The sequence below is a fragment of the Actinomycetospora rhizophila genome (assembly GCF_042657905.1).
GTDB lineage: Bacteria > Actinomycetota > Actinomycetes > Mycobacteriales > Pseudonocardiaceae > Actinomycetospora > Actinomycetospora rhizophila.
Window position 1 is genome coordinate 1 of sequence record NZ_JBHSKG010000029.1, and the last position, 26814, is coordinate 26814.

Annotated in this window: 30 protein-coding genes; 20 read left to right on the plus strand and 10 right to left on the minus strand. The window is 75.9% G+C overall.

Annotated features, from left to right (window positions below):
- Positions 1-526, minus strand: a 526-nt coding sequence (locus tag ACFPK1_RS31750; protein ID WP_378024928.1) for a hypothetical protein, incomplete at its 3' end; no start/stop codon positions are given.
- Between the two features lie 128 nt (positions 527-654).
- On the opposite strand from ACFPK1_RS31750, the gene ACFPK1_RS31755 reads away from it, so the two are divergent.
- Positions 655-1434: an SIR2 family NAD-dependent protein deacylase gene (locus ACFPK1_RS31755; RefSeq protein WP_378024929.1), complete on the plus strand. Its 780-nt coding sequence runs from the start codon at positions 655-657 to the stop codon at positions 1432-1434.
- 6 nt (positions 1435-1440) lie between these two features.
- Here ACFPK1_RS31755 and ACFPK1_RS31760 read toward each other — a convergent pair whose 3' ends face one another.
- On the minus strand, positions 1441-2634 hold the full coding sequence (locus ACFPK1_RS31760; RefSeq protein ID WP_378024930.1) for an FAD binding domain-containing protein: 1194 nt from the start codon (positions 2632-2634) through the stop codon (positions 1441-1443).
- The gene (locus ACFPK1_RS31765) at positions 2631-3158 is read right to left on the minus strand and encodes a pyridoxamine 5'-phosphate oxidase family protein (RefSeq protein ID WP_378024931.1); all 528 of its coding nucleotides are present in this window, start codon (positions 3156-3158) and stop codon (positions 2631-2633) included. Before ACFPK1_RS31765 ends, ACFPK1_RS31760 begins: the two co-directional genes overlap by 4 nt.
- Before the next feature lie 100 nt (positions 3159-3258).
- Between ACFPK1_RS31765 and ACFPK1_RS31770 the strand changes: the two genes are divergently transcribed.
- Entirely contained in the window at positions 3259-4812 is a 1554-nt protein-coding gene (locus ACFPK1_RS31770; protein ID WP_378024932.1) for a thiamine pyrophosphate-binding protein, read from the plus strand.
- Positions 4813-4815: 3 nt separating this feature from the next.
- Here the strand turns inward: ACFPK1_RS31770 and ACFPK1_RS31775 are convergent, their stop codons facing one another.
- Positions 4816-5580, minus strand: coding sequence for a bestrophin-like domain (locus ACFPK1_RS31775; RefSeq protein WP_378024988.1), 765 nt, complete (start codon positions 5578-5580; stop codon positions 4816-4818).
- A gap of 104 nt (positions 5581-5684) precedes the next feature.
- Between ACFPK1_RS31775 and ACFPK1_RS31780 the strand changes: the two genes are divergently transcribed.
- The 4 genes from ACFPK1_RS31780 to larC are packed head-to-tail and all read left to right on the plus strand — an operon-like array spanning position 5685 to position 8926.
- Complete coding sequence (locus ACFPK1_RS31780) at positions 5685-6200, plus strand: hypothetical protein (RefSeq protein WP_378024933.1); 516 nt, start codon at positions 5685-5687, stop codon at positions 6198-6200.
- A gap of 56 nt (positions 6201-6256) precedes the next feature.
- On the plus strand, positions 6257-7078 hold the full coding sequence (larE, locus tag ACFPK1_RS31785; protein WP_378024934.1) for an ATP-dependent sacrificial sulfur transferase LarE: 822 nt from the start codon (positions 6257-6259) through the stop codon (positions 7076-7078).
- Positions 7075-7740 (plus strand): nickel pincer cofactor biosynthesis protein LarB, encoded by a 666-nt coding sequence (gene larB / locus ACFPK1_RS31790; RefSeq protein ID WP_378024935.1) that lies wholly within the window; start codon positions 7075-7077, stop codon positions 7738-7740. The genes larE and larB overlap by 4 nt, the downstream gene beginning before the upstream one ends.
- Positions 7733-8926 carry a nickel pincer cofactor biosynthesis protein LarC gene (gene larC / locus ACFPK1_RS31795; protein ID WP_378024936.1) on the plus strand — a complete coding sequence of 398 codons (1194 nt, stop codon included), beginning with the start codon at positions 7733-7735 and terminating at the stop codon, positions 8924-8926. Before larB ends, larC begins: the two co-directional genes overlap by 8 nt.
- On the opposite strand, the gene ACFPK1_RS31800 is transcribed toward larC, so the two are convergent.
- Positions 8913-9305, minus strand: coding sequence for an OsmC family protein (locus ACFPK1_RS31800; protein WP_378024937.1), 393 nt, complete (start codon positions 9303-9305; stop codon positions 8913-8915). The genes larC and ACFPK1_RS31800 overlap by 14 nt on opposite strands.
- Before the next feature lie 86 nt (positions 9306-9391).
- Between ACFPK1_RS31800 and ACFPK1_RS31805 the strand changes: the two genes are divergently transcribed.
- Positions 9392-9730 (plus strand): hypothetical protein, encoded by a 339-nt coding sequence (locus tag ACFPK1_RS31805; RefSeq protein ID WP_378024938.1) that lies wholly within the window; start codon positions 9392-9394, stop codon positions 9728-9730.
- A gap of 5 nt (positions 9731-9735) precedes the next feature.
- Here ACFPK1_RS31805 and ACFPK1_RS31810 read toward each other — a convergent pair whose 3' ends face one another.
- Complete coding sequence (locus tag ACFPK1_RS31810; protein WP_378024939.1) at positions 9736-10713, minus strand: AIR synthase related protein; 978 nt, start codon at positions 10711-10713, stop codon at positions 9736-9738.
- A 64-nt stretch (positions 10714-10777) separates the two neighbouring features.
- Here ACFPK1_RS31810 and ACFPK1_RS31815 point away from each other — a divergent pair, with 64 nt between their 5' ends.
- The 7 genes from ACFPK1_RS31815 to ACFPK1_RS31845 are packed head-to-tail and all read left to right on the plus strand — an operon-like array spanning position 10778 to position 18463.
- Entirely contained in the window at positions 10778-11566 is a 789-nt protein-coding gene (locus ACFPK1_RS31815; RefSeq protein ID WP_378024940.1) for a phosphosulfolactate synthase, read from the plus strand.
- A complete protein-coding gene (locus ACFPK1_RS31820; RefSeq protein WP_378024941.1) occupies positions 11563-12480 on the plus strand; it encodes a DUF7714 family protein in 918 nt (305 codons plus the stop codon). Before ACFPK1_RS31815 ends, ACFPK1_RS31820 begins: the two co-directional genes overlap by 4 nt.
- Positions 12465-13805, plus strand: coding sequence for a class-II fumarase/aspartase family protein (locus ACFPK1_RS31825; protein ID WP_378024942.1), 1341 nt, complete (start codon positions 12465-12467; stop codon positions 13803-13805). Before ACFPK1_RS31820 ends, ACFPK1_RS31825 begins: the two co-directional genes overlap by 16 nt.
- Positions 13802-14782 carry a 1-aminocyclopropane-1-carboxylate deaminase/D-cysteine desulfhydrase gene (locus ACFPK1_RS31830; protein ID WP_378024943.1) on the plus strand — a complete coding sequence of 327 codons (981 nt, stop codon included), beginning with the start codon at positions 13802-13804 and terminating at the stop codon, positions 14780-14782. Before ACFPK1_RS31825 ends, ACFPK1_RS31830 begins: the two co-directional genes overlap by 4 nt.
- Positions 14779-16287, plus strand: coding sequence for an argininosuccinate lyase (gene argH, locus ACFPK1_RS31835; protein ID WP_378024944.1), 1509 nt, complete (start codon positions 14779-14781; stop codon positions 16285-16287). Before ACFPK1_RS31830 ends, argH begins: the two co-directional genes overlap by 4 nt.
- Positions 16284-17684, plus strand: a complete 1401-nt coding sequence (locus tag ACFPK1_RS31840) for a YlbE family protein (protein WP_378024945.1) — start codon at positions 16284-16286, stop codon at positions 17682-17684. The genes argH and ACFPK1_RS31840 overlap by 4 nt, the downstream gene beginning before the upstream one ends.
- Positions 17681-18463: an oxamate carbamoyltransferase subunit AllH family protein gene (locus tag ACFPK1_RS31845; RefSeq protein ID WP_378024946.1), complete on the plus strand. Its 783-nt coding sequence runs from the start codon at positions 17681-17683 to the stop codon at positions 18461-18463. Before ACFPK1_RS31840 ends, ACFPK1_RS31845 begins: the two co-directional genes overlap by 4 nt.
- On the opposite strand, the gene ACFPK1_RS31850 is transcribed toward ACFPK1_RS31845, so the two are convergent.
- Positions 18394-18996: a helix-turn-helix domain-containing protein gene (locus ACFPK1_RS31850; RefSeq protein WP_378024947.1), complete on the minus strand. Its 603-nt coding sequence runs from the start codon at positions 18994-18996 to the stop codon at positions 18394-18396. The genes ACFPK1_RS31845 and ACFPK1_RS31850 overlap by 70 nt on opposite strands.
- Positions 18997-19134: 138 nt before the next feature.
- Between ACFPK1_RS31850 and ACFPK1_RS31855 the strand changes: the two genes are divergently transcribed.
- The 6 genes from ACFPK1_RS31855 (at position 19135) to ACFPK1_RS31880 (ending at position 23018) form a co-directional block, all read left to right on the plus strand.
- Positions 19135-20481 (plus strand): FAD-dependent oxidoreductase, encoded by a 1347-nt coding sequence (locus tag ACFPK1_RS31855; RefSeq protein WP_378024948.1) that lies wholly within the window; start codon positions 19135-19137, stop codon positions 20479-20481.
- A gap of 1 nt (position 20482) precedes the next feature.
- Positions 20483-20752 carry a hypothetical protein gene (locus ACFPK1_RS31860; protein ID WP_378024949.1) on the plus strand — a complete coding sequence of 90 codons (270 nt, stop codon included), beginning with the start codon at positions 20483-20485 and terminating at the stop codon, positions 20750-20752.
- A gap of 80 nt (positions 20753-20832) precedes the next feature.
- Positions 20833-21306, plus strand: a complete 474-nt coding sequence (locus ACFPK1_RS31865; RefSeq protein ID WP_274280377.1) for an MSMEG_0572/Sll0783 family nitrogen starvation response protein — start codon at positions 20833-20835, stop codon at positions 21304-21306.
- Positions 21307-21388: 82 nt separating this feature from the next.
- Positions 21389-22060: a nitrile hydratase subunit beta gene (nthB, locus tag ACFPK1_RS31870; protein WP_378024950.1), complete on the plus strand. Its 672-nt coding sequence runs from the start codon at positions 21389-21391 to the stop codon at positions 22058-22060.
- Positions 22057-22647 (plus strand): nitrile hydratase subunit alpha, encoded by a 591-nt coding sequence (gene nthA / locus ACFPK1_RS31875; protein WP_378024951.1) that lies wholly within the window; start codon positions 22057-22059, stop codon positions 22645-22647. Before nthB ends, nthA begins: the two co-directional genes overlap by 4 nt.
- Positions 22644-23018 carry a nitrile hydratase accessory protein gene (locus tag ACFPK1_RS31880; protein ID WP_378024952.1) on the plus strand — a complete coding sequence of 125 codons (375 nt, stop codon included), beginning with the start codon at positions 22644-22646 and terminating at the stop codon, positions 23016-23018. The genes nthA and ACFPK1_RS31880 overlap by 4 nt, the downstream gene beginning before the upstream one ends.
- A 119-nt stretch (positions 23019-23137) precedes the next feature.
- Here ACFPK1_RS31880 and ACFPK1_RS31885 read toward each other — a convergent pair whose 3' ends face one another.
- The 3 genes from ACFPK1_RS31885 to ACFPK1_RS31895 are packed head-to-tail and all read right to left on the minus strand — an operon-like array spanning position 23138 to position 26807.
- The gene (locus tag ACFPK1_RS31885) at positions 23138-24304 is read right to left on the minus strand and encodes an MSMEG_0565 family glycosyltransferase (protein WP_378024953.1); all 1167 of its coding nucleotides are present in this window, start codon (positions 24302-24304) and stop codon (positions 23138-23140) included.
- A complete protein-coding gene (locus ACFPK1_RS31890) occupies positions 24301-25848 on the minus strand; it encodes a protein FdrA (protein WP_378024954.1) in 1548 nt (515 codons plus the stop codon). Before ACFPK1_RS31890 ends, ACFPK1_RS31885 begins: the two co-directional genes overlap by 4 nt.
- Positions 25845-26807, minus strand: a complete 963-nt coding sequence (locus ACFPK1_RS31895) for a carbamate kinase (RefSeq protein WP_378024955.1) — start codon at positions 26805-26807, stop codon at positions 25845-25847. Before ACFPK1_RS31895 ends, ACFPK1_RS31890 begins: the two co-directional genes overlap by 4 nt.
- Positions 26808-26814 lie beyond the last annotated feature (7 nt).

Consider the following 26814-nt stretch of genomic DNA (forward strand, 5'->3'; position numbering starts at 1 on the left):
AGAACTCGGGCGAGCGGGTCTCGAGCTCGGCGTCCGCCGGGAAGCGGGAGGACGGCACGTCGACGCGACGCGAGTCCTCGGAGGCCTCGAGCAGCGCCCGGTGGAACCGGTCGATCTCGGGGCCGCCGTCGGTCTCGATGACCCGCGAGCCGCGCTCGGTGGCGCCGACCGGCGTGCCGACCAGCTCGAGGCCGGGCTCCGGGCCGTCGATGCGCGCGACGTCGAGCTGGTGGAGGCGGTGGAACGTGACCTGCGCGTCGGCGTCGGACCCGTCGGGGTCGCGGTCGGTCACGACGAGCACGTCGCCGGTGAGCAGCAGCTCGGTGGCCCGGCGGCGCTGGCGCCCGCGGCCGAACCAGCCGGTGGTGCCGGTGACCAGCTCGGTGCGCACGGCGTGCGTCACCTCGGGCAGCGGGTCGCGGTACAGCCCGCGCACCGCGGCCTGCTCCTTGATGAGCGAGATGACGGCGGTCGGCAGGCTGTGCACGCCGATGACCCGCGACGACGACTGACGGTGGGTCCCCACGACACCCTCCCCCTGCGCGCCGGAGCCGGGGGTCCATCACCCGGAGGCACTCGCGACGTCGCACAGGTGTGTTCGGGGTGAATCAAGTGCGCGTTACAGGCGCCCTCCGGTCGGGGGACAGTGGGGACATGGACGGGGACATGGACGCCGACGGGGGTCCGGGCGTGGCCGGGGCCGCCGACCTCCTCGCCCGTGCGGAGCGCGTGACCGTGCTGACCGGAGCAGGGGTCTCGACCGACTCGGGCATTCCGGACTTCCGTGGTCCGCAGGGCGTGTGGACCCGCAACCCGGCCGCCGAGCGCCTGTCCACGCTGCAGGCCTACGTCGAGGACCCGGAGGTCCGCCGCGAGGCGTGGCGCCAGCGGGCGGTGCACCCCATCTGGGGCGCCCGGCCCGGCGCGGCGCACGCGGCGCTCGTCGACCTCGAGCGCTCCGGGCGGCTGGTCGCCCTGCTCACCCAGAACATCGACGAGCTGCACCAGGCGGCGGGGTCGTCCCCCGAGCTCGTCGTCGAGCTGCACGGCACCATGCACCACACGCAGTGCCTGAGTTGCGGCGCCCGCGCGCCGATGGGCGAGGCCCTCGAGCGTGTCGCCGCGGGCGAGGACGACCCGCCGTGCCCGCACTGCGGCGGCATCCTCAAGTCGGCGACGATCTCGTTCGGCCAGGAGCTCGACGCCGGCGTGCTGATGCGCGCGCGGCAGGCGGCGGTCGACACCGACGTGCTCCTCGCCGTCGGGACCTCGCTCGGCGTGCACCCGGCCGCCGGCGTCGTCGACCTCGCCGCGGCGGCCGGGGCGGCGGTGGTCATCGTCAACGGCGAGCCGACCCCGTACGACGACGTCGCGACGGTCGTGCTGCGCGGCGGCGTCGGGGAGATCCTCCCGCGGCTGGTGGCCGGTCTCTGAGGGCCCTCAGCGGCCGGGCCCGTGCAGCCCGAAGATCAGCGTGGGGTCGGCGGGGTCCCACGCGTTGTCGACCTGCGAGCGCCGCCCGATGTCGCGGCAGCGCTCGAGCAGGCGGCGGCCGACCGCCAGCCGTCCCTGCTCCCACGCCTCGAGGGCCGCGGTGACGTCGCCGCCGTCGACGACACCGTGGTCGCGCAGCGCGTCCGCCAGCGCCCACGCGTCGTCGGCCGCCTTGGCCGTGCCGGCGGCGGCGTGCGGGCGGACCGCGAACGCGGCGTCGCCGAGCACCAGCACCCGCCCGGAGGTCATCGCGGGGACCTCGATGTCGTAGACGGCCTGCACGAAGGGCTGCTCGGCGCCGGCGACGACCTCGGCGATCGGCGGCGCGAGCTCGCGGCGGGCCGTGGCGCGGAACTCGTCGACGGCCGCGTCGGCGAGCATCCCCGGCGGCACCGACACCCGTCGCTCCTGCCCGTCACGCCCGGCCAGGAGCCGGTCCAGCGCCGCGCCCTCGGCCACGTTGCGGTACCAGACGAAGTTGGCCAGCCGCTCGCCCGGCACGGTCGTGCCGCCGGGCCCGGGGATGGGGTAGACGAGGATGTGGCTGTCGGTGATCACCTGGTAGGTGATCGCGTCGCGGAGCGCGGCGAACGTCGCGGCGGTCAGCTCGCCCTCGGGCAGCGTGCCGCGGTAGGCGACGTAGCCGGCGTAGCGGGACGTCGCGCCGGGGAAGAGCGCGTCACGGGTGATCGAGTTGATGCCGTCGGCGGCGACGAGCAGGTCGACGTCCTCGGTCGCGCCGTCGGCGAACGCCACGCGCGCGCCCGCGTCGCCGGCGGTGAACCCGGTCATCTCGCGGCCGAGGTGGTAGCGGTCGGCGTCGAGGAGCGCCAGGAGCTCGCGGTAGATCGCGTTCCACGACGAGAAGCGGTAGCCGTGGTCGATCCGGTGGCGGCACGACCCGTCCGGCCACAGGTAGCGGATCGCGGAGGTGCGCGAGCAGAACCCGTCCGGATCGACGCCGCCGCGCTCGGCGAAGTAGCGCACGGTGGCGTCGAGCACCGCGATCCCGGCGCCGCGGGCGTCGAGCTCGGAGCGGGAGCGTTCGTAGACCTGCACGTCGCAGCCGAGGTCGCGCAGCAGCAGGGCGCTGGTGATCCCGCCGATCGAGCCGCCGACGACGGCGACGCGAAGCGTCACGAGGGCGGGACCCCGAACGTCGCGATCTTGTCGACGGTGAGCTCGAAGAGGATGCGGCTCTCGTTCACCGAGGCGTCCCGCAGGCCGTACTCGCCGTCGTCGCCGGTGTACTTGCGCCAGATCTTGTTGAGCTGGTCGGTGACCCGCCCGCCCTCGGCGGGGTCGTCCTCGGCGATCTCGCGGTGCACGGTCGTCTTGATCGAGAGCCAGTGGTACGGGTCGTCGGGGTTCATCAGCAGGAACGTCGCGTGGGGGTTGGCGCGCAGCCAGCCGACCTTCTTGCGGTGGTGGGCGAGGTTGAGCAGCACGAGCTCGCCCTCGTAGTCGAACCACACCGGCGTCAGGTTGGGCAGCCCGTCGCTCCCGAGCACGGCCACGGTCGCGGTGACGGGCCGGTCGAGCAGCTGGCGGTAGGTGTGGTCGAGCTCGCCGAGGTGCCCGACGTCGTGCCGGTCGCCGACGGTGAACTGCCCGGGCTGCGTGCCCTGCGAGACGTCCTTGATGTTGGCGACCCTGATGCTCACTCCAGGTCCTCCCGCGACGATGGGGGCGTGATCCGGACGCCGAGCGTAGGTTCCTGTGATCGGGTACACAACGATCCTTCCGACCCTGCTCAGGAGTCCCGTGACGGCACGATCACTGGCGGTCCACCTCGCGCGGGCCTGGCGGGCGGCGGGCACCCCGGTGCTGTTCGGCGTGCCCGGCGGCGGGGCGAACCTCGACGTCGTCGGCGCGGCCGAGGACGAGGGCCTGCGCTTCGTGCTCGCCCACGACGAGACCGCCGCCGCGATCATGGCCGGCGCGCACGGCCTGCTCACCGGCACGGTCGGCGCCGCCGTCGTCACCCGCGGCCCCGGCGTCACCGCCGCCGCGACGGGGCTCGCGCAGGCCACCCTCGACCGGTCCCCGTTGGTGCTGGTCAGCGACACCGTCCCGCGGCAGGCGGCGGCCCGGGTGGCCCACCAGCGCCTCGACCAGGAGGCGACGACCCGGCCGCTGGCGAAGTGGTCGGGCACGCTCGGGACGCGGGACCCCGGGGCGGTGGCCGCGGCCGCGGTCGCCCTCGCCCGGGGCGGGACGCCCGGCGGCGTGCACCTCCAGCTCGACGCGACCGCGGACGGCGGCCCACCGCCGGCGCCCGACCCGGGCCCGGATCCGGACGAGGAGGCGCTGCGCCGGGCCCTGGCCCTCGTCCGCCGGGCGCGCCACCCGGTGGTGCTCGTCGGGCCGGCCGGCGTCGGCGCGCCCGGGCTCGAGCAGCTGGACGGCGTGCCCGTCCTGTGCACCTACCAGGCCACGGGCGCGGTCCCCGACGAGGCCAGCGCCGGGCTGTTCACCGGCGGCGCCCTCGAGCGGCCGCTGCTCGAGGTCGCCGACCTCGTGCTCGCCGTGGGTGTCGACCCCGTCGAACCGATCCCGTCCGCCTGGAGCCACGCCGCCCCGGTGGTGATGCTGCACCCGGAGCCCGTGGACGGCCGGTGGTTCGGCGAGCCGGAGATCGTCGTCGGGCCGCTCGCGCGGACGCTGCCCGCGGTGCTCGAGGTCCTCGACCACCGCTGGGCACCGGGGACCGGCGCCGAGCACCGCCGCCGCACCCTGGCCGCCCTGGAGCCCGCCGGCGCGGGCTTCTCGCCCCACGACGTCGTCCGCGCGGTGGCCGGGCGGGCGGGGCCCGCCACGACGCTGACCGTCGACGCCGGCGCGCACATGCTCGTCGCGATGCCGCTGTGGCCGGCCCGGGCCCCGCGCCGCGTCCTGATCTCCAACGGGCTGGCGACCATGGGGTTCGCCCTGCCCGCCGCGGTCGCGGCGGCGCTGGCCCGGCCGGGGGAGCCGGTGGTGTGCTTCGTCGGCGACGGCGGGCTCGGGATGACCCTCGCCGAGCTCGAGACCGTCGTGCGGCTGGACCTCGACGTCACCGTCGTGGTGTTCGACGACGCCGCGCTGAGCCTGATCGAGATCAAGCAGACCGCCGGCCAGGGCGCGGCCGGGGCGGTGCGCTACGGCGCGATCGACTTCGCGGCCGTGGCGCGGGCCATGGGGATGCCGGCCGACGTCGTCACCTCGCGACCGGAGCTGGACGCGGTGCTGGCCCGGGCGGGTCGCGGTCCGCGCCTGGTCGACGCCCGCATCGACCCCGGCTGCTACCCCGCCGTCCTCGCCGCGACCCGGGGCTGACGCTCAGCGGGCGAAGTCGTCGAGGACGCGCTGGATCGGCGCCGGGGCCACCGCGACGTCGCCGAGGAAGGGCTGGTCGATCGCGACGGCGACGAAGAGCAGCACGCCGATCGTCGCCGCGAGGCTGCCCGTCATGAACAGGTGCAGGACGGTGCTCCGGAGCCCGAAGATCATGCCGAAGGCGATCGTGACGACCCCGCCGAGCACCAGCGCCACCCACATCACCCCCGGCAGACCCTGGCCGACGAAGTCGAGGCGCTGGGAGCGGTAGGACACCACCTCGGCGAACCGGTCGGCCTCGACGGCCACGAACTGCTGCTGGACCGGCGTGTCGGTGGGCAGGGTCGCGAGGTCCGCGGCGGTGCGGTCGAGCACGGCCGCGACCGCCGGGTGGCCGGGCTCGCCGCGGGCCATCGCCGGCCACTCCTGCGTGATCACCGCGGCCGCGTAGTCGCGGACGTCGGCCTCGATCCGCTCGCGGACCTGCGGCGGGAACGCGGCACTCTCGCGGTAGAGCCCGCGCAGGGCGCTCGCCTCCTGCCCGACCACCTCGCCCGCGTGGCTGAACTGCTGCCACGTCACGACCACGACGAACGCCAGCAGCACGGCGTAGATGACGCCGACGATGGCGATGAGGTAGCCGGCGACGTCGTTGTGCTCGCCCTCGGCGAGGTGGGGCCAGCGGCGGCGCACCAGCACCTGCAGCCCGGCGACCAGGAGCGGTCCCACCACCACGAGCAGGGCGAACAGCAGCCAGACGGGCAGCATGGTCACCGCTGGTCCAGGTGCTCGCGGGGCACGGGCGGAGCGTAGCGGCCCCGGAGGGCCGACCCGCTGCTGCGCGCTCGCCGGCACGGGCGCACGATCGGCGCATGACCACTGTCGACCTCGCCCAGGTGCCGCAGCGTCTCGCGACGGGCGCCTTCATCCTCAACTCCGGCCTGCAGAAGTGGTCCGGCGACGAGGAGACCGCCGCCGGGCTGCACGGGTTCGCCTCGGGCACCTATCCGTTCCTCAAGGACATGGACCCGCCCACGTTCCTCAAGGCCCTCGCCGTCGGGGAGATGGCCGTGGGCGGCACGCTGCTCGCGCCGTTCGTCCCCGGCCGCCTCGCCGGGCTCGTGCTCAGCGGGTTCTCCGCGGGGATGCTCGGGCTCTACCTGCGCACGCCGGGCATGCACGACGGCAACTTCCGGCCCACCCAGCAGGGCACGCCCATCGCCAAGGACATCTGGATGCTCGGCATCGGTGTGGCCCTCGTGCTGGGCAACGGTGCGCGGCGCGCGGAGAGGAAGGCCGAGCGGCGCGTGGCGAAGGCCGAGAAGCGGGCCGCGATCGCCGAGCTGAAGGCGGGCAAGAAGGCCGAGAAGCTGGCCGCCCGGAACTGACGCACGACGGCGTCGCGCGCGCGAGACTGGCGGCGACGCCGGCGTGGGGAGGTCCCGTGATCGAGGAGCGGCTCGCGGATCTGCGGGAGCGGGTCCGCGCGCTGGGGGCGGTCGTCGTCGCGTTCTCGGGCGGCGTCGACTCGTCGGTGGTGGCCGCCGTCGCGGTGGAGCAGCTGGGACGGCGGGCCACCGCGGTCACGGCCGTCTCGCCGGCGCTGGCGTCCGGCGAGCTCGAGGGGGCGCGGGACGTCGCGCGCGCCCTGGGGATCGCGCACGAGGTCGTCGACACCGCCGAGCTCGAGCGCCCCGGGTACCGGCGCAACGACCGCGACCGCTGCTACCACTGCAAGAGCGAGCTCTACGACCGGATCGACGCGCTCGGCCTCGACGCGCTCGGCGGCGGGACGACCGTCGTGTCCGGGGCCAACGCCGACGACCTCGGCGACTGGCGCCCGGGCCTGCGCGCCGCCGCCGAGCACGGCGTGCGCCACCCGCTGCTCGAGGCCGGGCTCGGCAAGGACGGGGTGCGTGCGATCGCCCGGCTCCTGGGCGTCCCGAGCGCCGAGAAGCCCGCCTCGCCCTGCCTCGCGTCGCGGCTGCCCTACGGCACGGCGGTCGACGTCGACGTGCTCGCGCGGGTCGACCGGGCCGAGGCGGCGCTCAAGGCGCTGGGCCTGCGCATCCTGCGGGTGCGCCACTTCGGGAGCTTGGCGCGCGTCGAGCTCGGGGCCGAGGAGCTGCTCACCCTCGACGACCGGCTCCGGGCCGACGTGCACGAGGCCGTCCGCGCCGCGGGGTACGACGAGGTGATCGTGGAGGACCGGCCGTTCCGCTCGGGGGCGCTCAACCTGGTGCTCACGCCGGTGGAGCGCGGGTGACGGGGGACGCCGAGCTCGACCACGACCGGCGGCGGCGCACCGGGGTCCCCGAGGTCGTCCTCGGCCAGGGCAAGACCCCCGGGCAGACCCTCGCGCTGCTGGCGGCGCTGCGCCGGGGCGACCCGTCCGGCCCCGCGCTGGCCACGCGCTGCCCCGAGGCCGTGCTCGCCGCGGCGCCCGGGGCGTTCCCGGGCGAGACGGTGACCGTCGACGTGCTCGGTCGCACCGTCGTCGTCGGCGCGCTCCCGGCGCCGCGCGGCGACACCGTCGTGCTCACCGCCGGCACCGCCGACGTCCCCGTCGCCCGCGAGTGCGCCACGACGCTGGCGGTGCTCGGCGTCGCGGCCGAGGTGATCCCCGACGTCGGGGTCGCCGGCCTGCACCGGCTGCTCGGGCGCCTGGAGCGGCTGCGGGAGGCGCACGCCGTGGTGGTGGTCGCGGGGATGGACGGGGCGCTGCCGAGCGTCGTCGCCGGGCTGGTCGCCGCGCCCGTGATCGGGGTGCCGACGAGCGTGGGCTACGGGGTCGCCGCCGGGGGACTGGCGGCGGCCGCGAGCATGCTGGCCACCTGCGCGCCCGGCCTGGTGGTGGTCAACGTCGACAACGGGTTCGGCGCCGCCGTGCACGCCGCGAAGATCGAGGGGCTGGCCGCCGATGGGTGAGGCCGGCTGGGTCGACGCCACGGCGGGGGTCGCCGGGGACATGCTGCTCGCCGCCCTCGTCGACGCGGGCGCCGCCGAGGAGCGGGTGCACGCGGCGGTCGCGTCGCTCGGGGTGCCCGGGCTCGCCGTGCGGACGGCCACCGACCGGCGCGGCGGCCTGCGCTGCCGGCGCGCGCACGTCACGGTGCCCGGCGACGACCCCGCGCACCGCCACCTCCCCGAGCTGCTCGCCCTGGTCGAGCACGCCGACCTCACCGCGAGCGCCCGCGACGCCGCCCGCCGCACGTTCACCCTGCTCGCGGCGGCCGAGGCCGCGGTGCACGGCACGGCGGTGGAGACGGTGACCCTGCACGAGGTCGGCGCCCACGACGCGCTCGCCGACGTCGTGGGGGTGGCCGCCGCGGCCGACGACCTCGGGCTGCTCGCCGACGGTGCCGCGGTCGTGTGCTCGCCCCTCGCCGCCGGGAGCGGGACGGTGCGCGCCGCGCACGGGCGGCTCCCGGTGCCGGTGCCCGCGGTGGTCGAGCTCGCCGCCCGCCACGGGCTCACCCTCGGCGGCGACGACCTCGCCGGCGAGCGGACCACGCCCACCGGTGCGGCGCTGCTCGCCGCGCTCGCCCGCCCCGGGCCGTTCCCCGCGATGACGGTGCGCGCCGTCGGCGTCGGCGGGGGAGCGCGCGACACCCCGGACCGGCCGAACGTCACCCGCGTCGTCGTCGGGACCGCTCGGGTCGCCGACGCCGTCCGCACCGGCGAGGTGATCGTCCTCGAGGCCACCGTCGACGACCTCGACCCCCAGCTCTGGCCCGCGGTGCTCGAGGCCGTGCGGGCGGCGGGCGCGTGGGACTGCTGGACGAGCCCGATCGTCGCCCGCCACGGGCGGCCCGGGCACGTGCTGTCGGCGGTGTGCGACGAGGCGGTGCGCCCGGCCGTCGCCGACGCGGTGTTCCGGCACACCACGACGATCGGCCTGCGCTGGTCGCGCCGGCACCGCGAGACGCTGCCGCGGCGGGCGGTGACGGTGCGGGTCGGCGGGCAGGAGATCACCGTCAAGATCGCCCGGCTCGGCGACGGGACCGAGCGGGCCAAGCCGGAGATCGCCGACGTGGAGGCCGTCGCGCGCGCCCTGGGGCTGCCGGCGGCGGAGGTCGCCGGCCGGGCGCTGGACGCCCTCAGGACGTCGTGATCGCGATCGGCGGGCTGCCGCGCAGGGTGTTGGTGACGTAGCAGACCCGCTCGGCGACGGTCGCCAGGCGCGCGAGCTCCTCGCCCTGCGGGGCCTGCGCGCGCACGGCGATCTCCAGCGACGTGAAGCGCGGGCCGTCGTAGGTGCCGGTCGCGTCCACCGACAGCCCGCGCAGCTCGATCCCGCGCTTGGCGGCGCTGTGCGCCAGCGCCAGGGTGAAGCAGGACGCGATCGCGCCGAGGAGCAGCTCGGTGGGCTGCGGTCCCCGCCCCGTGCCACCGGCCTCCGGGGGCTCGTCGACGACGAGCGGGAAGCCGCCGGCGTCGACCGTGCAGCGCATGCCGCCCTCCCAGACGGCGCCGACCGAGCGCTGTTTCACCGCGTCTCACCGGCGTGCAACACCGGTGCAACAGCCCGGAGCACAGTGGCTCCGGTCACAGCCACCCCGTCCTGGAGGAGGTCTCCATGACCCGTTCCGTCGTCCCGCTGTCGCACCACGGGGGCCTGACGGATCGCGGCGCCGGTCGCTGTGGCTGCGCCCCGTCGCTGCGCCGCAGCGCCCACCACGACCGGCTGCTCGCGGTGGAGTCGGACCCGGACGCCGTGCTGGACCTGTTCGAGATCGCCGTGACCTGGGGCGAGCTGGACTACACGGGCGCGGAGGTGGTGCCGCCGGAGGCGTGGCTCGACTTCGCGTCCGACCACGTGTGGCGCTGTCCGGACCGCGTGCTCCGGCTGTTCGCCCTGGCCGCGGACGTCGCCCTGCGCGGTGCGCCGGTGACCGTCGCCCGGTGCGCCCTCTGATCCCGTCACCGGTCGGCCCGGGTCAGCCGCGTGACGCCCTCGCGGGTGAGGTCGAAGGCCTCGGCGACCTCGTCGCCGCGGCGCAGGCGCACCCGGCCGGTGTCGTCGAGGCGTCCGACCGCGGCCGCCTCCAGCCCGCGCGCCCGGAACGGCGCGACGGCGTCGGCCTCGCGGCCCGAGGGCACGCAGAGCAGGAAGCAGAAGCTCGGGAAGCAGGTCAGCCAGTCGCCGAGCTCGACGCCCGCCGGGGCCGGGACGGCGTCGAGGTCGACCTCCACCCCGAACGTGCCCCACTCCAGCAGCATCGCGAGCGAGCCGACCAGGCCCGCCATGCTGACGTCCTTGGCCGCCACCGCGGCGCCGCTGCGCGCGAGGGCGGCGAGCACGCGGACGTCGCCGGCGCACCGCTCGCCGCGCTGCTCGAAGGCGGGGAAGAACGGGAAGTCGGCGCGCATCGTGCCGTCGAGGGCGGCCGCGACGACGAGGCTCTGGCCCGGCGCCGCGCGCGTCACGGAGAGCGGCTCGTCCACCGAGCCCAGCGCGAACGCCGACACCGAGGACTCGCCGTCGTGGCGCGTGAGGTGCCCGCCGAGGATCGGCACGTCGAACAGGGTGCAGGCGTGCTTCATGCCCTCGAGGGCGGCGCGGGCGTGGCCCTCCGACGCGCTGACCGTGTTGACGATGCCGAGCGGCTCGGCGCCCATCGCGGCGACGTCGTTGACGTTGGTGAGCACCGCGGCGAACCCGGCCCCCCACGGGTCGCGGGCGACGAACGGCGGCCACAACGCCTCGCCGCACGCCACCACGCGCCCGCCGCCGGTCTCCACGACCGCGCCGTCGTCCCCGGGGCCGCCCAGCCAGTCCGCGCCGCCGAAGACCTCGCTGACCAGCCCGATCGCCGCCTTCCCGCGCGTGCCGGGGTGGGTGGCGACGCGGTGGGCGAGCGCGTGCAGACCGCGGGCGGGGGCCTCAGCAGATGCCACCAGGGTCACGTCCCGTCGTCATCGATAGTGGGTGCGCGTTCATTATGTGATCTAACATCGGCCCATGGCGACCCCGAGCTTCCTGACGCTGCCGCCGCGGTCGTCCGCGCCGCGGACCGTCGGGCTCACCCACGTCCTCGACCCCGGGGTGGGGCCCGCCGCGGCGGCCGACCTGCTCGCCGGCGCCGGGGCCTTCGTCGACATCTGGAAGACCGGCTGGGGCACCGCGTACGTCGACCCGCGGATCGCCGAGAAGATCGCCGTGCTCGATGAGCACGGGGTCGGGTCCTGCCTCGGCGGCACGCTGCTGGAGATCGCGTGGGCGCAGGGCGTCGCCGAGCAGTGCCTCGCGTGGGCGCACGGGGTCGGGTTCCGGCACGTCGAGGTCTCCCGCGGCACGGTGCCGATGACCGTCGCCGACAAGCGCGCCCTCGTGCGGCGGGCCGCCGACCGGTTCGCCGTGGTCACCGAGGTCGGCGCCAAGGACCCCGACCAGCAGCACACCCTCGCGCAGTGGCGCGACGAGGCCGCCGCCGACCGCGAGGCCGGCGCGCACCTCGTCGTCGCCGAGGGCCGCCAGAGCGGCACCGTCGGGATCTTCGACGCCGACGGGGGCGTGCGCGAGGACGTCGTCGACGCCCTGGCCGACGCGGTCGGGCCCGCGCACCTCGTGTTCGAGGCGCCGCGCGCCCACCAGCAGGCGTGGTTCGTGCGCCGGTTCGGCCCCGACGTCAACCTGGGCAACATCGCGCTCGACGACGTCCTCGGCCTGGAGACCCTGCGCCTCGGGCTGCGCTCGGACACCGCCGAGGCGACCGTCGGCGCGGCCATCTCCGCGGAGCTCAGCCGATGACCAATCTCGTCCCGGGGCGCTACCGCGGCGTGGCCGTGGCCCGCGCGCCGCTGCCCTACGACGAGGCGACCCTGCGCGAGCGCTACCTCGGCCGCGAGGCGTACTGGAAGACGCGCTTCCTCGTCGTGCGCCCGCCCGAGGGCGACGACGGCCCGGTGGCGCTGCTCGCCGTCACCCGCGCCGACGCGGACGAGCTGTTCAGCCCGATCGTCGACGTCGCGCTGCTCGCGGGCCCCGACGAGACCGTCCTGCTGCACCGCCCCGAGCTCGACACCGGGGTGCCCACGCTGCTCGCGCGGGCGGCCGCCGAGGTCCCCGGGGCGCGCGCCGTCGTCGTGCAGGGCCGCTACGAGCACGTCAACTTCATCCTCGACGCCCGCCCGCTGGAGATCACCGTGCGGGAGGTGGTGCCGCCGCGCCCGGCGAAGCTCGCCGACCAGGCCCGCCGGGTGCTCGAGCTGAGCGAGGACCTCCCGCCGATGGTGCTGACCCCGCACACCGTCGACCTCGCCGACCTCGCCGCGACCCACCCGGCGCCGCACTACCTGCTGCCCTGCCGCGGTGGCGGGGGCGAGGTGCCCGACGCGGCCGTGTCCTACCTCGACGAGCGGCCCCCCGAGGCCGACTGGCTGCTCCTGGGCTGCGAGCGCTCCCGGCAGATCCACCGCTGGTTCTACGGCCGCAACGCCCCCGGGGTGGACACGTGCCCGCTGGCCGCGGTCGCCGCCGACGGGCCCGGCGCCGTGCTCACCAAGTGCTGCCTGCAGCAGGAGGAGCTCGCCGAGGGGACCGTCAAGGGCCCGGACGGCGCGACGCGGTGGGTGTCGGTGCCGTGGGGGTCGTCGCTCGAGCACGTCCGCGAGGCGCTGGCCCGCCTCGCGGCGCGGGAGGAGCCCCGGTGGTCGCCCGCCTGACCGACTCGCCCGTCTACGCCCACCTCTGGAGCACCCCCGAGCTGACCGCGCTGCTCGGCGAGGAGGCCCGCTGGCAGGCCTGGCTCGACATCCTCGTCGCGCTCGCCCGCGTGCAGGCGCGCGTGGGGATCGTGCCGCCCGAGGCCGCCGAGCAGATCGCTGTCGGTGCGCGGGTCGAGCAGCTGGACTGGGACGCGGTCGCCGGTTGGACCCGCGCGACGTCGCACTCCACGCTCGGGCTGATCCGGGGCCTGCAGGCGGTGCTGCCGGAGTCCGCGCGCGAGCACGTCTACGTCGGCGCCACCGTGCAGGACGTCACCGACACCTGGTTCGGCACGGTGATGCGCGACGTCGGCGCGATCGTGCGCCGGGACCTGCGGGCGATCGAGGACCGCGTGCTCGAGCTCGCCGAGACCCACCGGGCGACGCCGATCGCGGGGCGCACCCACGGCCAGCCCGGGGCGCCGGTGACCTTCGGGCTCAAGGCCGCGTCGTGGGCCGACGAGCTGCGCCGCCACGTCCACCGGCTCGACGAGGGCCGCCCGCGCTGGGCGGTCGGCCAGCTCGCCGGCGCCGTGGGCGCGCTGGCGTTCCACGACGACGCCGGCGTCGACCCCCTCGCGGTGCGCGCCGCGTTCTGCGCGGAGCTCGGGCTCGGCGACCCCGGGATCTCGTGGACGACGAGCCGCGACCGCGTCGCCGAGTTCGGCGGCGTGCTGGCGATGATCGGCGGGACCCTCGCGCGCATCGGCGGCGAGGTCTACGAGCTGGCGCGCCCGGAGATCGGCGAGCTCGCGGAGCCGACGACCCCGACCGCCGTCGGCAGCATCACCATGCCGCACAAGCGCAACCCGGAAGCCAGCGAGCACCTCGACACCCTCGCGCGCCTGGCCCGCTCCTCGGCCGGCGTGCTGCTCGAGGGCGTGGTCGCCGCGCACGAGCGCGACGGCCGGGCGTGGAAGGCGGAGTGGGCGGCGCTGCCCGAGGTGTGCCTGCTGGTCGGCACGGCGGTCTCGCTCGCGCGGACCCTGCTCGACGGCCTCGAGGTGCACGCCGACGCGATGGCGGCGAACCTCGCGCGCCACGGCGACCGGCTGGGCTCCGAGCGCGTGCTCGCGGCGCTCTCCCCGCGGCTGGGCAAGCACGCCGCGCAGGACCTGCTGCAGTCGGTCCTCGCGGGCGGGGGTGACCTCGCCGGGGAGCTGTCGGCGCGGGGGGTCGCGACGTCCGACGAGGTCCGGGGCTGGCTGGAGCGTCCCGCGGACCGGGTGGCGGTGGCGATGGTGGACGCCGTCGTGGCGCGCGGGCGGGCGGCCGGGCCGTGACCCGGTTCCCGCTCGGCGTCCTGCCGACCCCGCTCGTGCGGGCCGACCGCCTCCGTGACGCCCGGGGCGGTGGCCCGCTCTGGTTCAAGCGCGACGACCTCACCGGCTTCGGGGTGGCGGGCAACAAGGTGCGCGCGCTCGAGCACCTGCTCGGCGACGCGCGGGCCCGCGGCGTCGACGTGCTCGTCACCGGCGGCGGCCCCGACTCGAACTTCGTCGCCGCCGCGGCCCAGGCGGCGCGGGTCGCGGAGCTGGACTGCGAGCTGGTGGTGTGGGGCGACGTCGGCGAGACCACGAACCTCGCGCTGGCCCGCAACGCCGGCGCCCGCATCCACCCGCTCGGCTCCGACGACCGGGCTCGGGTCGACGCCGAGGTCGAGCGCCTCGGCGCGGAGCTCGCGCGGCGGGGCCGGCGCCCGCTGGCGGTGCCGCGCGGGGGGTCGACGCCCGTGGGCGCGACGGGGTTCGCGGCGGCCGCTCACGAGGTGGTCGAGCAGTGGAGCGACGCGCCGCCCACCGTCGTCATCCCCGTCGGCTCCGGCGGGAGCGTCGCCGGGCTGCTGGCGGGCCTGGCGGGCACCGGCTGGCCGGTGCTCGGCGCCTCGGTGAGCCGCCCGCCCGAGGAGATCACCGCGAAGGTCCTGGCGCTGGCGGGGGAGACGGCCGCGCTCGCCGGTACGGCACCGCCGTCCGGGGAGCAGCTGACGATGCTCGACGCGCGCGGCCCCGGGTTCGGCGTGGCCTCGCCCGCCGACCGGGCCGCCGCCGACCTGGTGCTGCGCACCGAGGGCGTGCTGCTCGACGACACCTACGGGGCGAAGGCCGCGGCGGTGGCGATGGAGCACGTCGGCGCCGACCCCACCCGGCCCACCCTGCTCTGGCTCACCGGCGGCCTCGTCTCCGCCCTGTCCCATGTGAGCGAAGTTCGGGGCTATAGCCCCGAATTTCGCTCACGTACCCCGGAAGGAGCACCGTGAGCGCACACCGCGACGAGGGGCCACCGGTCGGCGGCCCGGCCCCCGAGCTCGTGGCGTCGGGGTTCGCGCTGGAGAACGCCGACGCCCCGTTCCTGCACCGCGGGCTGAACCTCGCCGACATGGCGCACGTGCTCGACCTCTCGCGCCGCGGCCTCGTGCCCCCCGCCGCGCGGCGGGCGCTGCTCGAGCTGCTGCTCGTCGCCCAGGCCACGCCGGCCGAGGAGTTCCCGTACGACCCGGAGCTCGGCGAGCCCTACAACTCCCGCGAGGCCTGGTTCGTCGCGCAGCTCGGCGACGTCGCGGGCTGGCTGCACGCCGGGCGACCGCGCCGCGAGGCCGTGCGGATCGCGCTGCGCCTGCACGTGCGCCACCAGATCGCGGAGCTGGTCGGTGAGGCCGTGCGCTTCGGGCGCGACGCCGTGGCCCGCGCGCAGGAGCACGCCGAGACGGTGATGCCCGACCAGACCTACCTGCAGCACGCCCAGCCCTCGACGTTCGCGCACTACCTGCTCTCGTTCGTCTACTCGACGGTCCGCGACGGGCAGCGCCTGCTCGCCGAGCTCGACTGGGTGGACACGAGCCCGGGCGGCGCCGGCTGCGTCAACGGCACGCGCCTGCTGGAGGACCGCGCGTTCGTCGCCGAGGCGCTCGGGTTCGACGGGGTCATCGAGCACACGCGGGACGCGATGTGGCAGGTCGACGGGCTGATCTCCGTGCTCGCGGTCGCGTCCAGCCTGGTCTCGAACCTCTCCAAGCTCGCCGAGGACCTGGAGATCTGGTCGTCCAGCGAGTTCGACTACGTCGACCTCGACCACGGCTTCACGCGCGCCAGCGTGCTCATGCCGCAGAAGCGCAACCCGTACTCGCTCTCGATCATCCGCGGCGCGTCCGGGGTGCTCATCGGCCGGCTCTCGGGCTTCCTCGCGGTGAGCAAGAGCCCCTCGGCGCGCAGCGACAACCTGATCTACGCCTACGGCGAGGTCCCGCGCGCGCTCGACCTCACCCTGCGCATCACCCGGCTCGCCGCGGGCGTCGTGCGCACCCTGCGCGTCAACGCCGACCGCCTCGCCGAGGAGGTCCGCGGCGGCTACAGCCAGGCCACCGACCTCGCCGAGCACCTCGTGCAGACCTGCGACGTCGACTACCGCACCGCCTACCTCGTCGTCGGGCGCGCGGTGCGGAACGCGAGCAGGGCCGGCGTCCCGGGCGTCGAGATCACCGGCGAGATGCTCGACCGCGCCGCCGTCGAGCACACCGGCCACCCGCTGGGGCTCGCCGGGACCGACCTCACCGAGGCCCTCGACCCCTGGCGGATCGTGCTCTCCCGCGACGCGCAGGGCGGCGCCGCGCCCGCCGCCGTCGCGCGCATGACCACCGACCTCACCGCCCGCCTCGACGACCTCGGCGCGCGGGCCCGCGAACGCCTCGCCGCGTTCGACGGCGCCGAAGCGGCCCTCCTGGAGACCGTCCGGCACGCCACCCGTCAGATGGAGGAGACCCGATGAGAGTCCTGCCCGACGAGATCGCGGTGGTCAACGTCGGCCTGCCGATGTTCGCCGAGGCCGTCCGCGCGCAGGGCGGCACCGTCACCCACGTCGACTGGCGCCCGCCCGCCGGCGGCGACCCGGACGCCGTGCGCGCGCTGACGCGCCTCTACAGCAGCCCGACGGTGGACACCGCGAACGCCGAGGTCCTGCGCCGCCTCGACACCGGCGTGCCGTTCCTGACCGGCGTGCGCCGCGCCGACGAGGTCGTGCCCGGGGTCGAGGGCCGGATGCTGCTCCACTGCGGCCCGGCGATCACGTGGGAGCACGTCGCCGACCCGCTGCGCCGCTCGATGCGCGCCGCGACCGTCGCCGAGGGCTGGGCCGCCGACGTCGGCGAGGCCGACCGGCTGCTCGCGGACGGCGCGGTCCGGCTCGAGCCCGCCAACCACCACGACATGGTGGTGCCGATGGCCAGCGCGATCGGGCCGTCGGCGCCGGTGCTCGTCGTGGACCTGACCCCCGACGACGGATCGGAGCCCGTGCGCGCGTTCGCGCCGATCAACCAGGGCCCCGGCGAGGTGCCCTGGTTCGGGCGGGACACCGACGCGGCGATCGCGCGCCTGCGCCTGCTGCGCGACGTCGTCGGCCCGGCGCTCTCCGCGGTGCTGGAACGCTCCGGCCCGCTCGACATCCTCGCCGTCGCCGCGCAGGGCATCGCCATGGGCGACGACCTGCACATGCGCACCCAGGCCGCCACCAACCTGCTCGTGCGCAGCTGGGTCGGGCACGTCGCGGCCCTGCCCGACGACGTCCGCGGCCCCTTCGCCGACTTCCTCGCGGGCAACCACCTCTTCTTCCTCACCCCCGCCATGGGCGCGGCGAAGGCGCTGACGCTGTGGGCGTCGCGGGTGCCGGGCTCGTCGATCGTCACCTCGATGGCGCGCAACGGCACGACCTTCGGCATCCGCCTGCCGGGCTCCGACCGCTGGTACACGACGGCCGCGCCCCCGGTCGGCGAGGCGCTGTACTACTCCGGCCTCGGCCCCGACGACGCCGCGCCCGACATCGGCGACAGCGCCGTCCTCGAGCTCGTCGGCCTGGGCGGGCCGGCCGCGGCGAACTCCCCGGCCGTCGCGGCGTTCCTCGGCGGCTCGATGGCCGACGCCGCCGCGGCCACCGACGCGTTCCGCCGCATCTGCGTGGGCTCGAGCAGCCGGTTCACGCTGCCCGCCGCGGGGTTCGCCGGGACACCGGTCGGCGTGGACCTGCGCAAGGTGGTGGCGACCGGCGTCACCCCGAAGGTCAACACCGGCATCCTCGCGGCCTCGTCGGGGCAGGGCCAGGTCGGCGCGGGGGTGGCGACGGCGCCGCTGGAGTGCTTCGTCGAGGCCCTGCACGCGCTCGCCGGCACATGATCGTCGACGCCGGCCTCGGCGTGGCGGGACTCCTGCGCCGCCCCGTCGCCGGGCGCGTGGTGTCGGTGCACCGGAAGGCCGCGTACCTGCGCCTGGACACGGAGCTCGTCGCGCTCGTGGGGCCGGACGTCGACCCGGGGCCGGTGCACGTCCGGTGCACGGCGCTGCCGCCGTGCCGGGTCGGCGAGGCGGTCAGCGGCGACGGCGGCCGGCTCGCCGCGGCGCACTGGGCGCTGCGCGGGCCCGGCGCGGTGTGGTGGGGGACGACGCCGGGCCCGCTCGCCCTCGCGGCGCGCGACGAGGCGCTGGTCCGGGAGGCCCTGGTGGCGGGCGAGGTGATCGCGACAGCGGCCCGGGCGCTCGGGCGCGGGACGGAGGCCCTGGTGGCGGCCGTCGGCGGGCGCGGCCCGGGCCTGACGCCCGCGGGCGACGACGTGCTGGCCGGCGTGGTGCTCGTCGACCGCGCCGCGGGTGGGCCGGGCGTCGAGGACCGCCTGCAGGCACTGTGCGCGGGCGTGCGGACCACCGAGGTGGCGTCGGCGTTCCTCGCCTGGGCGGCGCGCGGCCAGTCGGTCGCGCCCGCGCACGACTGGCTGCACGCCGTGGCCGCCGGCGACCGGACCGCCGCGTCGCGCGCGCTGGTGCGCCTGCACGCCCTCGGCGCCGACTCGGGACGGCACCTCGCGGCGGGGATGGCGCTGGGCCTGGGTCAGCTGCCCCGGGTCGTCAGCCAGACCGCGCGCGCCGGCGCCGGCCCCGGGTTGCGCCACCGGGTGTGACGGTCGGCGGGGAACTGGATGGTGTCGCCCGCGCCCAGCACGTGGCGCTCCCCGGCCACCTCGACCTCGAGCTCGCCCTCGAGCAGGTGCACCAGCTCCTCGCCGGCCTGCGGGCCCCCCGACGAGCCCTCCGCGCCGGCGTCCACCACCACCGCCGCGCCGGCGACCCGGAAGCGCTCCGGCGCGGCGGTGATCGCGGTCCGCGTGATGCCGTCGTCGCCCACCTCCGCCCCCGCCCCGGCCGCCACGACGCTCGCCACCGCGGTGGGCGCCTCGTCGCCGACGAAGTGGGCGATGGGGCGCTCGAGGGCGTCGGCGAGCTTCAGCAGCGTGGTGATCGTCGGGACCATGTCCCCGCGCTCGACCTTGTGGATGGCGGCGGCCGACACGTCGGCGCGGCGCGCGAGCTGCTGCAGCGACAGGCCGGCCTGTTGGCGCAGGTCACGCACCTTGGGGCCGATGGCGTCGACCACCGTCTCCCAGACCGGCGGTGTCTCGACCGGGCCGGCGGGCTCGGCTGCTGATCGGGCCACGGCGCTACTCCTTGACACCCACGACGCGGTCAGTATGGTCAACACGCATCAACTTTGGTGGACATCTTGTCGGATCCGGCGCGAGACGTCGACCGGCTCGCCGCCACGCATCGTAGGGCTTACGAGGAAAGGGTCCGCGTGCCGCACAAGACCGTGATCATCGGCGGCGGTGCCGCCGGCCTGGGCGCCGCGGGCGGGGTGAAGGCCGCGAACCCGGACGCCGAGGTCGTCGTCTACACCGAGTTCGAGGACGTCGCCTACAGCCCGTGCGGCATCCCCTACGTGCACGGGCAGGAGATCCCGGACTTCGAGCGGCTGTTCCTGGCCACGAAGGAGCAGTACGTCTCGGTCGGCATCGACGTCCACTACGAGACGTCGGTGACCGGCATCGACACCGGGGCGCGCACCGTGCAGGTCACCGGCGAGGGCACGGTCGGCTACGACACGCTGATCGTCGCCACCGGGTTCGAGTACGCCGACCCGGGCGTGCCCGGCGGCGAGCTCGAGGGCCTGTACTACGTCAAGAACATCCGCGCGGCGATGGAGTGGGACAAGGTCCTCGACTCCGTGAAGCGGGCCGTGGTCGTCCACGCGACACCGCTCGGGGTCGAGATGACCACCTCGCTGGCCCACCGCGGCATCGAGACCCACCTGATCGACCCGAACCCCTGGCCGCTCGCCGACATGGCCGACGCCGACATCATGGCGCCGGTCGAGGAGTCCTGGCGCGAGCTCGGGGTCGTCGCGCACTTCAACACGACGCTCGAGGGCTTCGTGGGGCAGGGCCACGTCAGCGCCGTCGCGACCTCCGACGGCGAGCTGCCCTGCGACCTGGTGGTCGTCGCGACCCACAAGACGCCCAACGCGCGCCTCGCCGCCGCGGCGGGGCTGAAGATCGGCTCCACCGGCGGCATCATCGTCGACGAGCGGATGGCCACCTCGGTGCCCGGCGTGTACGCCGCCGGCGACGCCGTCGAGGTCCCGCACGGGCTCACGCGGGTGCCGCTGCAGGGGCTCACCGGCAGCCACGCCTACGCGCAGGGCAAGACCGCGGGCACCAACGCGGGCGGCGGCACGCGGGCCTACAAGGCGGTCTACGTCCCCTGGGGCACGCCGGCGGGCAAATGGGTCATCGGCGGCGCCTCGTTCGGCGAGACCACCGCCACCGCGCTCGGCATCCCCTACGTGCTCGGCCAGGCCCAGGGCATCTCCCGGGCGCGCTACTACCCGGGGGTGAAGCCGGTGAAGGTCAAGCTGCTCGCCGAGCCCGGCAGCCTGCGCCTCATCGGCGCGCAGATGGTCGGCCAGGAGGGCATCAAGGAGCGCGCCGACTTCCTGGCGATGGCCGTCAAGCACGGCTTCACGTTCCACGACCTGTCGACGATGGAGAACGTCTACTCGCCGGCGATCGGGGCGCTGAACGAGCCGATCGTCGTGGCCGCCACCAACGGGCTCGAGGAGCTGCGCAAGGCGGGGAAGCTCTGACATGGCGCGCGCCTCCTTCTCCCGCTGGCTGCGCGAGAACTCCCAGCACTACCTGATGGTCGGCGCCCACGAGCAGCTCGCGCGGCGCTACCCGGGGACCCGCGGGCCGCGCCCCCCGCACGGGCCCCTCGAGCTCGCGTGGCTGCGCGTCTTCGCGCCGGTCTACCGGGCCCTGCCGTGGCCGCTGCGGCACCGGATCCTCCGCGCGATGCCGGGCAGCCACCGCCAGACCTGGGCGCCGCCCCCGGAGCGGCGCGACCCGGCCGTCTGACGGCCCACCGGACAGCGGCGGGACCCACCCGCCGGGAGCACCACACCAGACAGAGACGAGGGGTACCAGTGGTCCAGATCGTGGGTGAGCGTGTCAGCCCCGGCGACGCGATCGTCGACTACGAGGACAAGGTCTTCGACGACATCCAGGCCGAGGCGGGCGAGAAGGCCTACATCTTCATGCACACGGTGCCCTTCGAGGGCTCCGTCGGGCTGGTCAACATGCTGACCGCGACGCGGGTCAACCGGAAGGGCTTCGACACCAGCATCGTGCTCTTCGGCCCGGGGTCGCTGATGGCCTCGGCGTCGCGCGGCTTCCCGAAGGTCGGCGACGAGGCGTTCCCCGGGGCGCTGGGCTACAACAAGCAGCTGACGACCTTCATGAACGAGGGCGGCAAGGTCTACGCGTGCCGGTTCTCGGCGGCGATGCTCTACGGCATGCGCGAGGTCGACATGATGGAGGGCGTGAAGCCGATCAACCCGCTCGACGTCCTCGACGCCCAGCTCACCGCGCGGCGCGAGGGTGCGCTCGTGATGCAGACCTGGACCGTCTGACCCGGGTGGTGGCGACGGGGCGGCGCACGCGGTGCGCCGCCCCGCTTCCGGCGCCGGGGACGGCAGGGAGTGAGGAGACTTCGTGGATCCGTTGGCCGACATGGGCGGGTCGCCGGGCTGGGGTCCGGTCCAGCGCCCCGACCCCGACGAGCCGCCCTTCGGTGAGCCGTGGGAGGGCCGCAGCTTCGCGATGACGGTCCTGACCATGGGCCGCATCTCGGGGCGCAACCTCGACGCGTTCCGCTATGCGCTCGAGCGGCTCGACCCGGTGTCCTACCTCGCCGACGGCTACTACGGCCGCTGGCTCAACGCCGCGGAGCTCATGCTGCAGGACAGCAACATCCTCGCGCCGGGCGCGGTCGACGCCCGCGCACGGCGGCTGGCCGGCGACGACGTCGAGGAGCCGGAGTTCCCCGAGCCGCAGAAGCCCGACTACGCCCCGACCGGGCCGGGCTCGCTGCGCGAGGTCGAGGGCCCGCCGGCGTTCGCGCCCGGCGACGCGGTCCGCACCACGAGCACCCCCCGCCCGCAGGGCCCCTCGAAGCTGCCGGGCTACGTGCGCGGCCGGCGCGGCACGATCACCGCGGTGCGCCCGGGCCACCTGCTGCCCGATACCCACGCGGTGTTCCAGGGGGAGAACCCTCAGCACGTCTACACGGTGGGCTTCGCGTCCACCGAGCTCTGGGGTGACGACGCGGAGCCGTTCACCCTGCACGTCGATCTGTTCGAGTCCTATCTGGAGGCTGACCGGTGAGCGGCGCCCCGACCCGTCGTCCCGAGCCCGCGCAGCGCACCGAGGCGCTGGAGTCGCTGCTCGTGGAGCGCGGGCTGATCGACCCCGCGGTGATGGACAAGTTCATCAAGACCTACGAGCAGGACGTCGGCCCGCTCAACGGCGCGAAGGTCGTCGCGAAGGCCTGGACCGAGCCGGAGTACCGCGAGCGCCTGCTGGCCGAGGGCACGTCCGCGATCAAGGAGCTCGGTTTCGCCGGGCCGCAGGGCGAGCACATCGTCGTGCTGGAGCAGACCGACGAGGTGCACCACGTCGTCGTGTGCACCCTGTGCTCCTGCTACCCGTGGCCGGTGCTGGGCCTTCCGCCGAGCTGGTACAAGGACCCGGCGTACCGCGCCCGGGTCGTGCGCGAGCCGCGCGCGGTGCTCCGCGAGATGGGCCTCGACGTCCCCGCGGACAAGAAGATCGAGGTCTGGGACTCGTCGGCCGAGGTGCGCTACCTGGTGCTCCCGCAGCGCCCGGCCGGCACGGACGGCTGGGACGCCGAGGCCCTCGCCGGGATCGTCACCCGCGACGCGATGGTGGGCGTGGCCGTGGTGGCGCCGTGACCGCGGCCCTCGATGTCTCCGGGCCCGCCGCCCCGCCACGGGCCAACGGCGAGCTGGTGTTCGCCGAGCCGTGGGAGAGCCGCGCGTTCGGGATGGCGGTGTCGCTGGCCGACGCGGGCGCGTTCACCTGGGACGCGTTCCGTGACCGGCTCGTCGCCCGCATCGCGGCGTGGGAGGCCGAGCGCGGGGTCGACGCTCCCGACTTCCGCTACTACGCCTGCTGGCTCGACGCCCTCGAGGACGTGCTGGTCGATGCCGGCTCCCTGGGTGGTGACGACGTGACCGCGCGCTCGACCGAGCTGGCCGCGCGCCCGGCCGGCCACGACCACCGCGACGACGAGCACGGTCACGGGCACGGCCACGGGCACTGACCGAGGACCTCGTCAGCGGGCGCCGACGGGCTCGCGGGTCCGCATGATCGCTCCGACCGCTCGGTGCGGGCGATGACATCGCCCTCGCGGAGCACCACGGGCGATCATGGTGCGCGTCTCTACGCCGTGGGATGCCGGGTGTCCGCGCGCACGTCGTCGTAGACGGCGATGTGCCGGCGGGCGCTCGCGGCCCAGGTGTAGCGGGCCAGCGTCTCGCGCCCTCCGGTGCGCAGGCGGCGGCGCAGGGCGCGATCGGCGTACATCTCCTGCATCGCCCGCGCGAGCGCCGCGCTGTCGCCCGTGGGCGGCATGAGGGCGTTGTGCCGGTGCAGGAGGTACTCGCGGAAGACCGGCAGGTCGCCCGCGACCACGGGCAGGTCGGCGGCCATGGCCTCGAGGACGGCCAGGCCCCACCCCTCCTTGAGCGAGGGGAAGCAGAGCGCGTCGGCGCTGCGGTACCAGCCGCCGAGGTCGGCCTCGGACACCGTGCCGAGCAGGACGACGTCGCGGCCCAGCTCCAGACCCAGCTCGGGGAGCCGCGCCAGGTGCTCGTCGCGGTAGGCCGCGTAGTCGCGGAACGAGTGCCCGCCCACGATCGCGAGCATCGGCGGGTGCGGCATGGTCGCCGTCAGCCGGGCGAGGGCCTCGAACGCGACGTGGGTGCCCTTGCGCGGCTCGACACCGCCGACGCCGAGGAACAGGAACCGGTCCTGCGCCCCGATCGAGGCGCGCAGCTCCGCGACGCGCGCGGGGGTGACGGGCGGGAAGCGGTCGGGGTCGACGCCGTTGGGCACGACGGTGGCCTCGCGCCCGTACTCGTCGCGCAGGATGCGCCGCCACTGCTCGCTGACGACGAGCACCCGGTCGGGCTCGCGGATCGCCGCGCGCTGGCACTCGACGAGCGCGGGCGTGGTGAAGTCGTCGACGTGGTGCACCGTGCGCACCACCGCCACGTCGGCGCCGCCGTCCCGCACGCGCGCGGCGGCCCGCGCGGCGATGCAGTCCTGGGTGTGCAGCACGTCGAAGCGGTGGGCGAGGTCGCCCAGGGCGCCGGCGAGCTGGTCGATCGAGGCGAACACCTTGTCCGAGAGCGAGCCGCCGCCCGGCGGGGCGGGCAGCACCGTGAACGGCACCGACGTCGGCCGGAAGAGCCCCGCCGCGGGGTCGCCCTGGCTGACGACGTGCACCGGCTGCCCGGCGGCCTGCAGGGCCTCGGCGAGCGCCAGGGTGTGCACCATGCCGCCGCGCGGCGAGGTGGAGTGGGTGACGAGGGCCAGTTCCCTCACGGGACCAGCTCGGCGATCGAGGGGTCCCTCCGCGCGATCGCCGCGGCCGCCAGTGCCGCGCGCGCCGCGGTCTCGGTGACCACACACCCGGCGTCGAGGAACGCGCGGCGCTGCTCCTCGAGCCCCTGCGGGTCGCGCTCGGTGCCCAGGACGTAGACGACGACCCGGCCGCCGCCGGCGACGATGCGGGCGCACTCGCCGGCGAGCTCGCCCGCCGGGTCGGGGTGGGCGCCGTGGCCGAGCACGACGTCGAGCACGATCGCGGCGACCTCGGGGTCGGCGCCCTGCGCGCGCAGGTGCTCGAGGCGCGCCTCGGGGTCGATCATCGGGTGCGGCCGGCCCTGGGTGTACTCCTCCTCGCCGAGGTCGAGGCAGACGTGGCTCGACGGGGGCGCGGGGACCGCGAGGGTCTTGTCGAGCGGGGTGTTCGACCACACCGGCCCGAGCACGCGCGAGAGCACGACCAGCGACTCGTAGCAGAGCGTGCCGCCGGAGTAGAGCCCGCGGACCAGCGTGCGGCGCGGGTCGAGGTCGGCGATCGCCGCGTCGACCTGCGCGCGCAGCCCGGCCGCCGGGTCGGGTGCCGCGCGCCCGAGCACGCGCAGCGTCGCCAGCGCGCCCGCCTCCAGTGTCGGGGCCTGGACCACCGACGCGCCGTCGAGCGGCTCGTCCATCCCGATGAGCGCGGCGACCAGCGGGGTGTCGCCGGCCTCCGCGACCACCGTGCGCGCGACGTCGGGGTCCGGGGGCTTGGAGACGAGCAGGATCGCGTCGGTCGCCGGGTCCGCGGCCATCGTGCGCACGGCGAGCCGGCCCATCGGCCCGCCGACGGCGGCGCCGAGGTCGTGCCCGCCGAGCCCGACGACGTGGGTGACGCCGACGCCCCAGCGGTCGAGCAGGGCGGCGACCTCCTGGGCGCCGGTGCCCGCCGCGGCGACGACGCCCACCGCGCCGACGCGGTCGGCCAGGGGCGCGACGACGTTGGCGAAGCCCAGGCACGTCCGGCCCAGCATCGCGGTGCCCGCCCCGGGCCCCATGACCAGCCGGCCCAGCTCGCTCGCCCGCGTCTTGAGCTCGATCTCGTCGTCGAGGGAGACGTTGTCGCTGAACAGCAGCACGTCGAGCCCCGCCCCGAGGGCCTGGTGGGTCTCGAGGGCCGCGTAGTCGCCGGGCACCGAGATCACCGCGACGTTGCTGCCCGCCTGCCGGGCGACGGCCTCGGCGAGCGAGCGCGGGTCCGGCTCGGCGACACCGGTCGCGGCGGCCTCCCGGGGGCTGAACGCGGCGTCGCGCCCGGCCTCCTGCGCGGCCGCGCGCACCTCGTCGGAGGAGGCCCGGACCGCGAGGAAGAGGTCGCCCGGCCCGGCGCCGGCCCACTCGGCGGGGTCGAACCCCTCCTTCTCCAGCGTCGCGAGGTTCGCCTCGGTGGCCATCGCGACCGCCGCCCACTCGACCCCGGGCACCTCGCGCATCGCGCGCGTGCCCGAGAGCTGCACGACGGAGTCGAGGTAGGTGTCCCGGTAGAGCACGAAGCCCGCGCTCATCGCCCGGTTCCCACGATGCGGGTGCCGACCAGCTCGGCGCCGTAGGCGTCGCCGGCGTCGAGGGACGGCCCGGCGCGGTCGGCGGTGGTGATCACCGCGGTGCGCCCGCCCTCGCGCAGGAAGCGCACGGCGGCGCGCACCTTCGGGCCCATGCTGCCGTCGGGGAACTGCCCGTCCTCGAGGTGCTTCGCGGCCTCGTCGACCGACATCTCGTCGATCGCGCGCCGGTCCGGGGTGTCGAAGTCGACGTAGACCTTGGGGGTGTCGGTGACGAGCACCAGCGCGTCGGCGTTCACCGACGCCGCGAGCCGCTGGGCGGTGAAGTCCTTGTCGATGACGGCGTCGATGCCCTCGAGCCCGTGGTCGCCCGCGATCACCGGGATGCCGCCGCCCCCGCCGGCGACGACGATCATGTGCTGCTCGATGAGGGCGCGGACGGCGTCGACCTCGACGATCCCGACCGGCTTCGGCGACGGGACGACGCGGCGGTGTCCACGGTCGCCGTCGCGGACCATGTCCCAGCCGCGCTCGCGGACGAGGTCGGCCGCCTGGTCGCGGGTGAAGTAGGGCCCGACCGGCTTGGTCGGTCGCTGGAAGGCCGGGTCGGCGGGGTCGACCATGACGTGGGTGACCACCGAGACGACGCCGGGCAGCCGCCCGCGGCCCTCGGCGAGCAGGGCGAGGCCGAGCAGGCTGCCGAGCTGGCCCTGGGTCATCGAGTTGACGCAGAACAGGGGGAGCGCGGGGACGATCGAGGCGGCCTCGTCCTGCTGGATCGCGAGGTTGCCGACCTGCGGTCCGTTGCCGTGGACGAGCACGACGTTCCACCCGGCGTCGCGCAGCGCGCACACCGCGCGGGCCATCGCGTGGGCGTTCTCGGCCTGCTCGGCGTAGGTCCCGGACTGGCCGCCGCGGGTGATGGCGTTCCCGCCGAGCGCGACCACTGCGGTTCTGGGCATCGGTGTC

Coding starts and splice junctions, on each gene's coding strand:
- ACFPK1_RS31775 (WP_378024988.1), bottom strand. CDS start 5,580: ATGCTGCCCGTCTGGCTGCTGTTCGCCCTGCTCGTGGTGGTGGGACCG.
- ACFPK1_RS31840 (WP_378024945.1), top strand. CDS start 16,284: ATGAGAGTCCTGCCCGACGAGATCGCGGTGGTCAACGTCGGCCTGCCG.
- ACFPK1_RS31755 (WP_378024929.1), top strand. CDS start 655: ATGGACGGGGACATGGACGCCGACGGGGGTCCGGGCGTGGCCGGGGCC.
- ACFPK1_RS31890 (WP_378024954.1), bottom strand. CDS start 25,848: ATGAGCGCGGGCTTCGTGCTCTACCGGGACACCTACCTCGACTCCGTC.
- ACFPK1_RS31860 (WP_378024949.1), top strand. CDS start 20,483: ATGGCGCGCGCCTCCTTCTCCCGCTGGCTGCGCGAGAACTCCCAGCAC.
- ACFPK1_RS31895 (WP_378024955.1), bottom strand. CDS start 26,807: ATGCCCAGAACCGCAGTGGTCGCGCTCGGCGGGAACGCCATCACCCGC.
- ACFPK1_RS31845 (WP_378024946.1), top strand. CDS start 17,681: ATGATCGTCGACGCCGGCCTCGGCGTGGCGGGACTCCTGCGCCGCCCC.
- ACFPK1_RS31820 (WP_378024941.1), top strand. CDS start 11,563: ATGACCAATCTCGTCCCGGGGCGCTACCGCGGCGTGGCCGTGGCCCGC.
- ACFPK1_RS31815 (WP_378024940.1), top strand. CDS start 10,778: ATGGCGACCCCGAGCTTCCTGACGCTGCCGCCGCGGTCGTCCGCGCCG.
- larC (WP_378024936.1), top strand. CDS start 7,733: ATGGGTGAGGCCGGCTGGGTCGACGCCACGGCGGGGGTCGCCGGGGAC.
- ACFPK1_RS31805 (WP_378024938.1), top strand. CDS start 9,392: ATGACCCGTTCCGTCGTCCCGCTGTCGCACCACGGGGGCCTGACGGAT.
- ACFPK1_RS31780 (WP_378024933.1), top strand. CDS start 5,685: ATGACCACTGTCGACCTCGCCCAGGTGCCGCAGCGTCTCGCGACGGGC.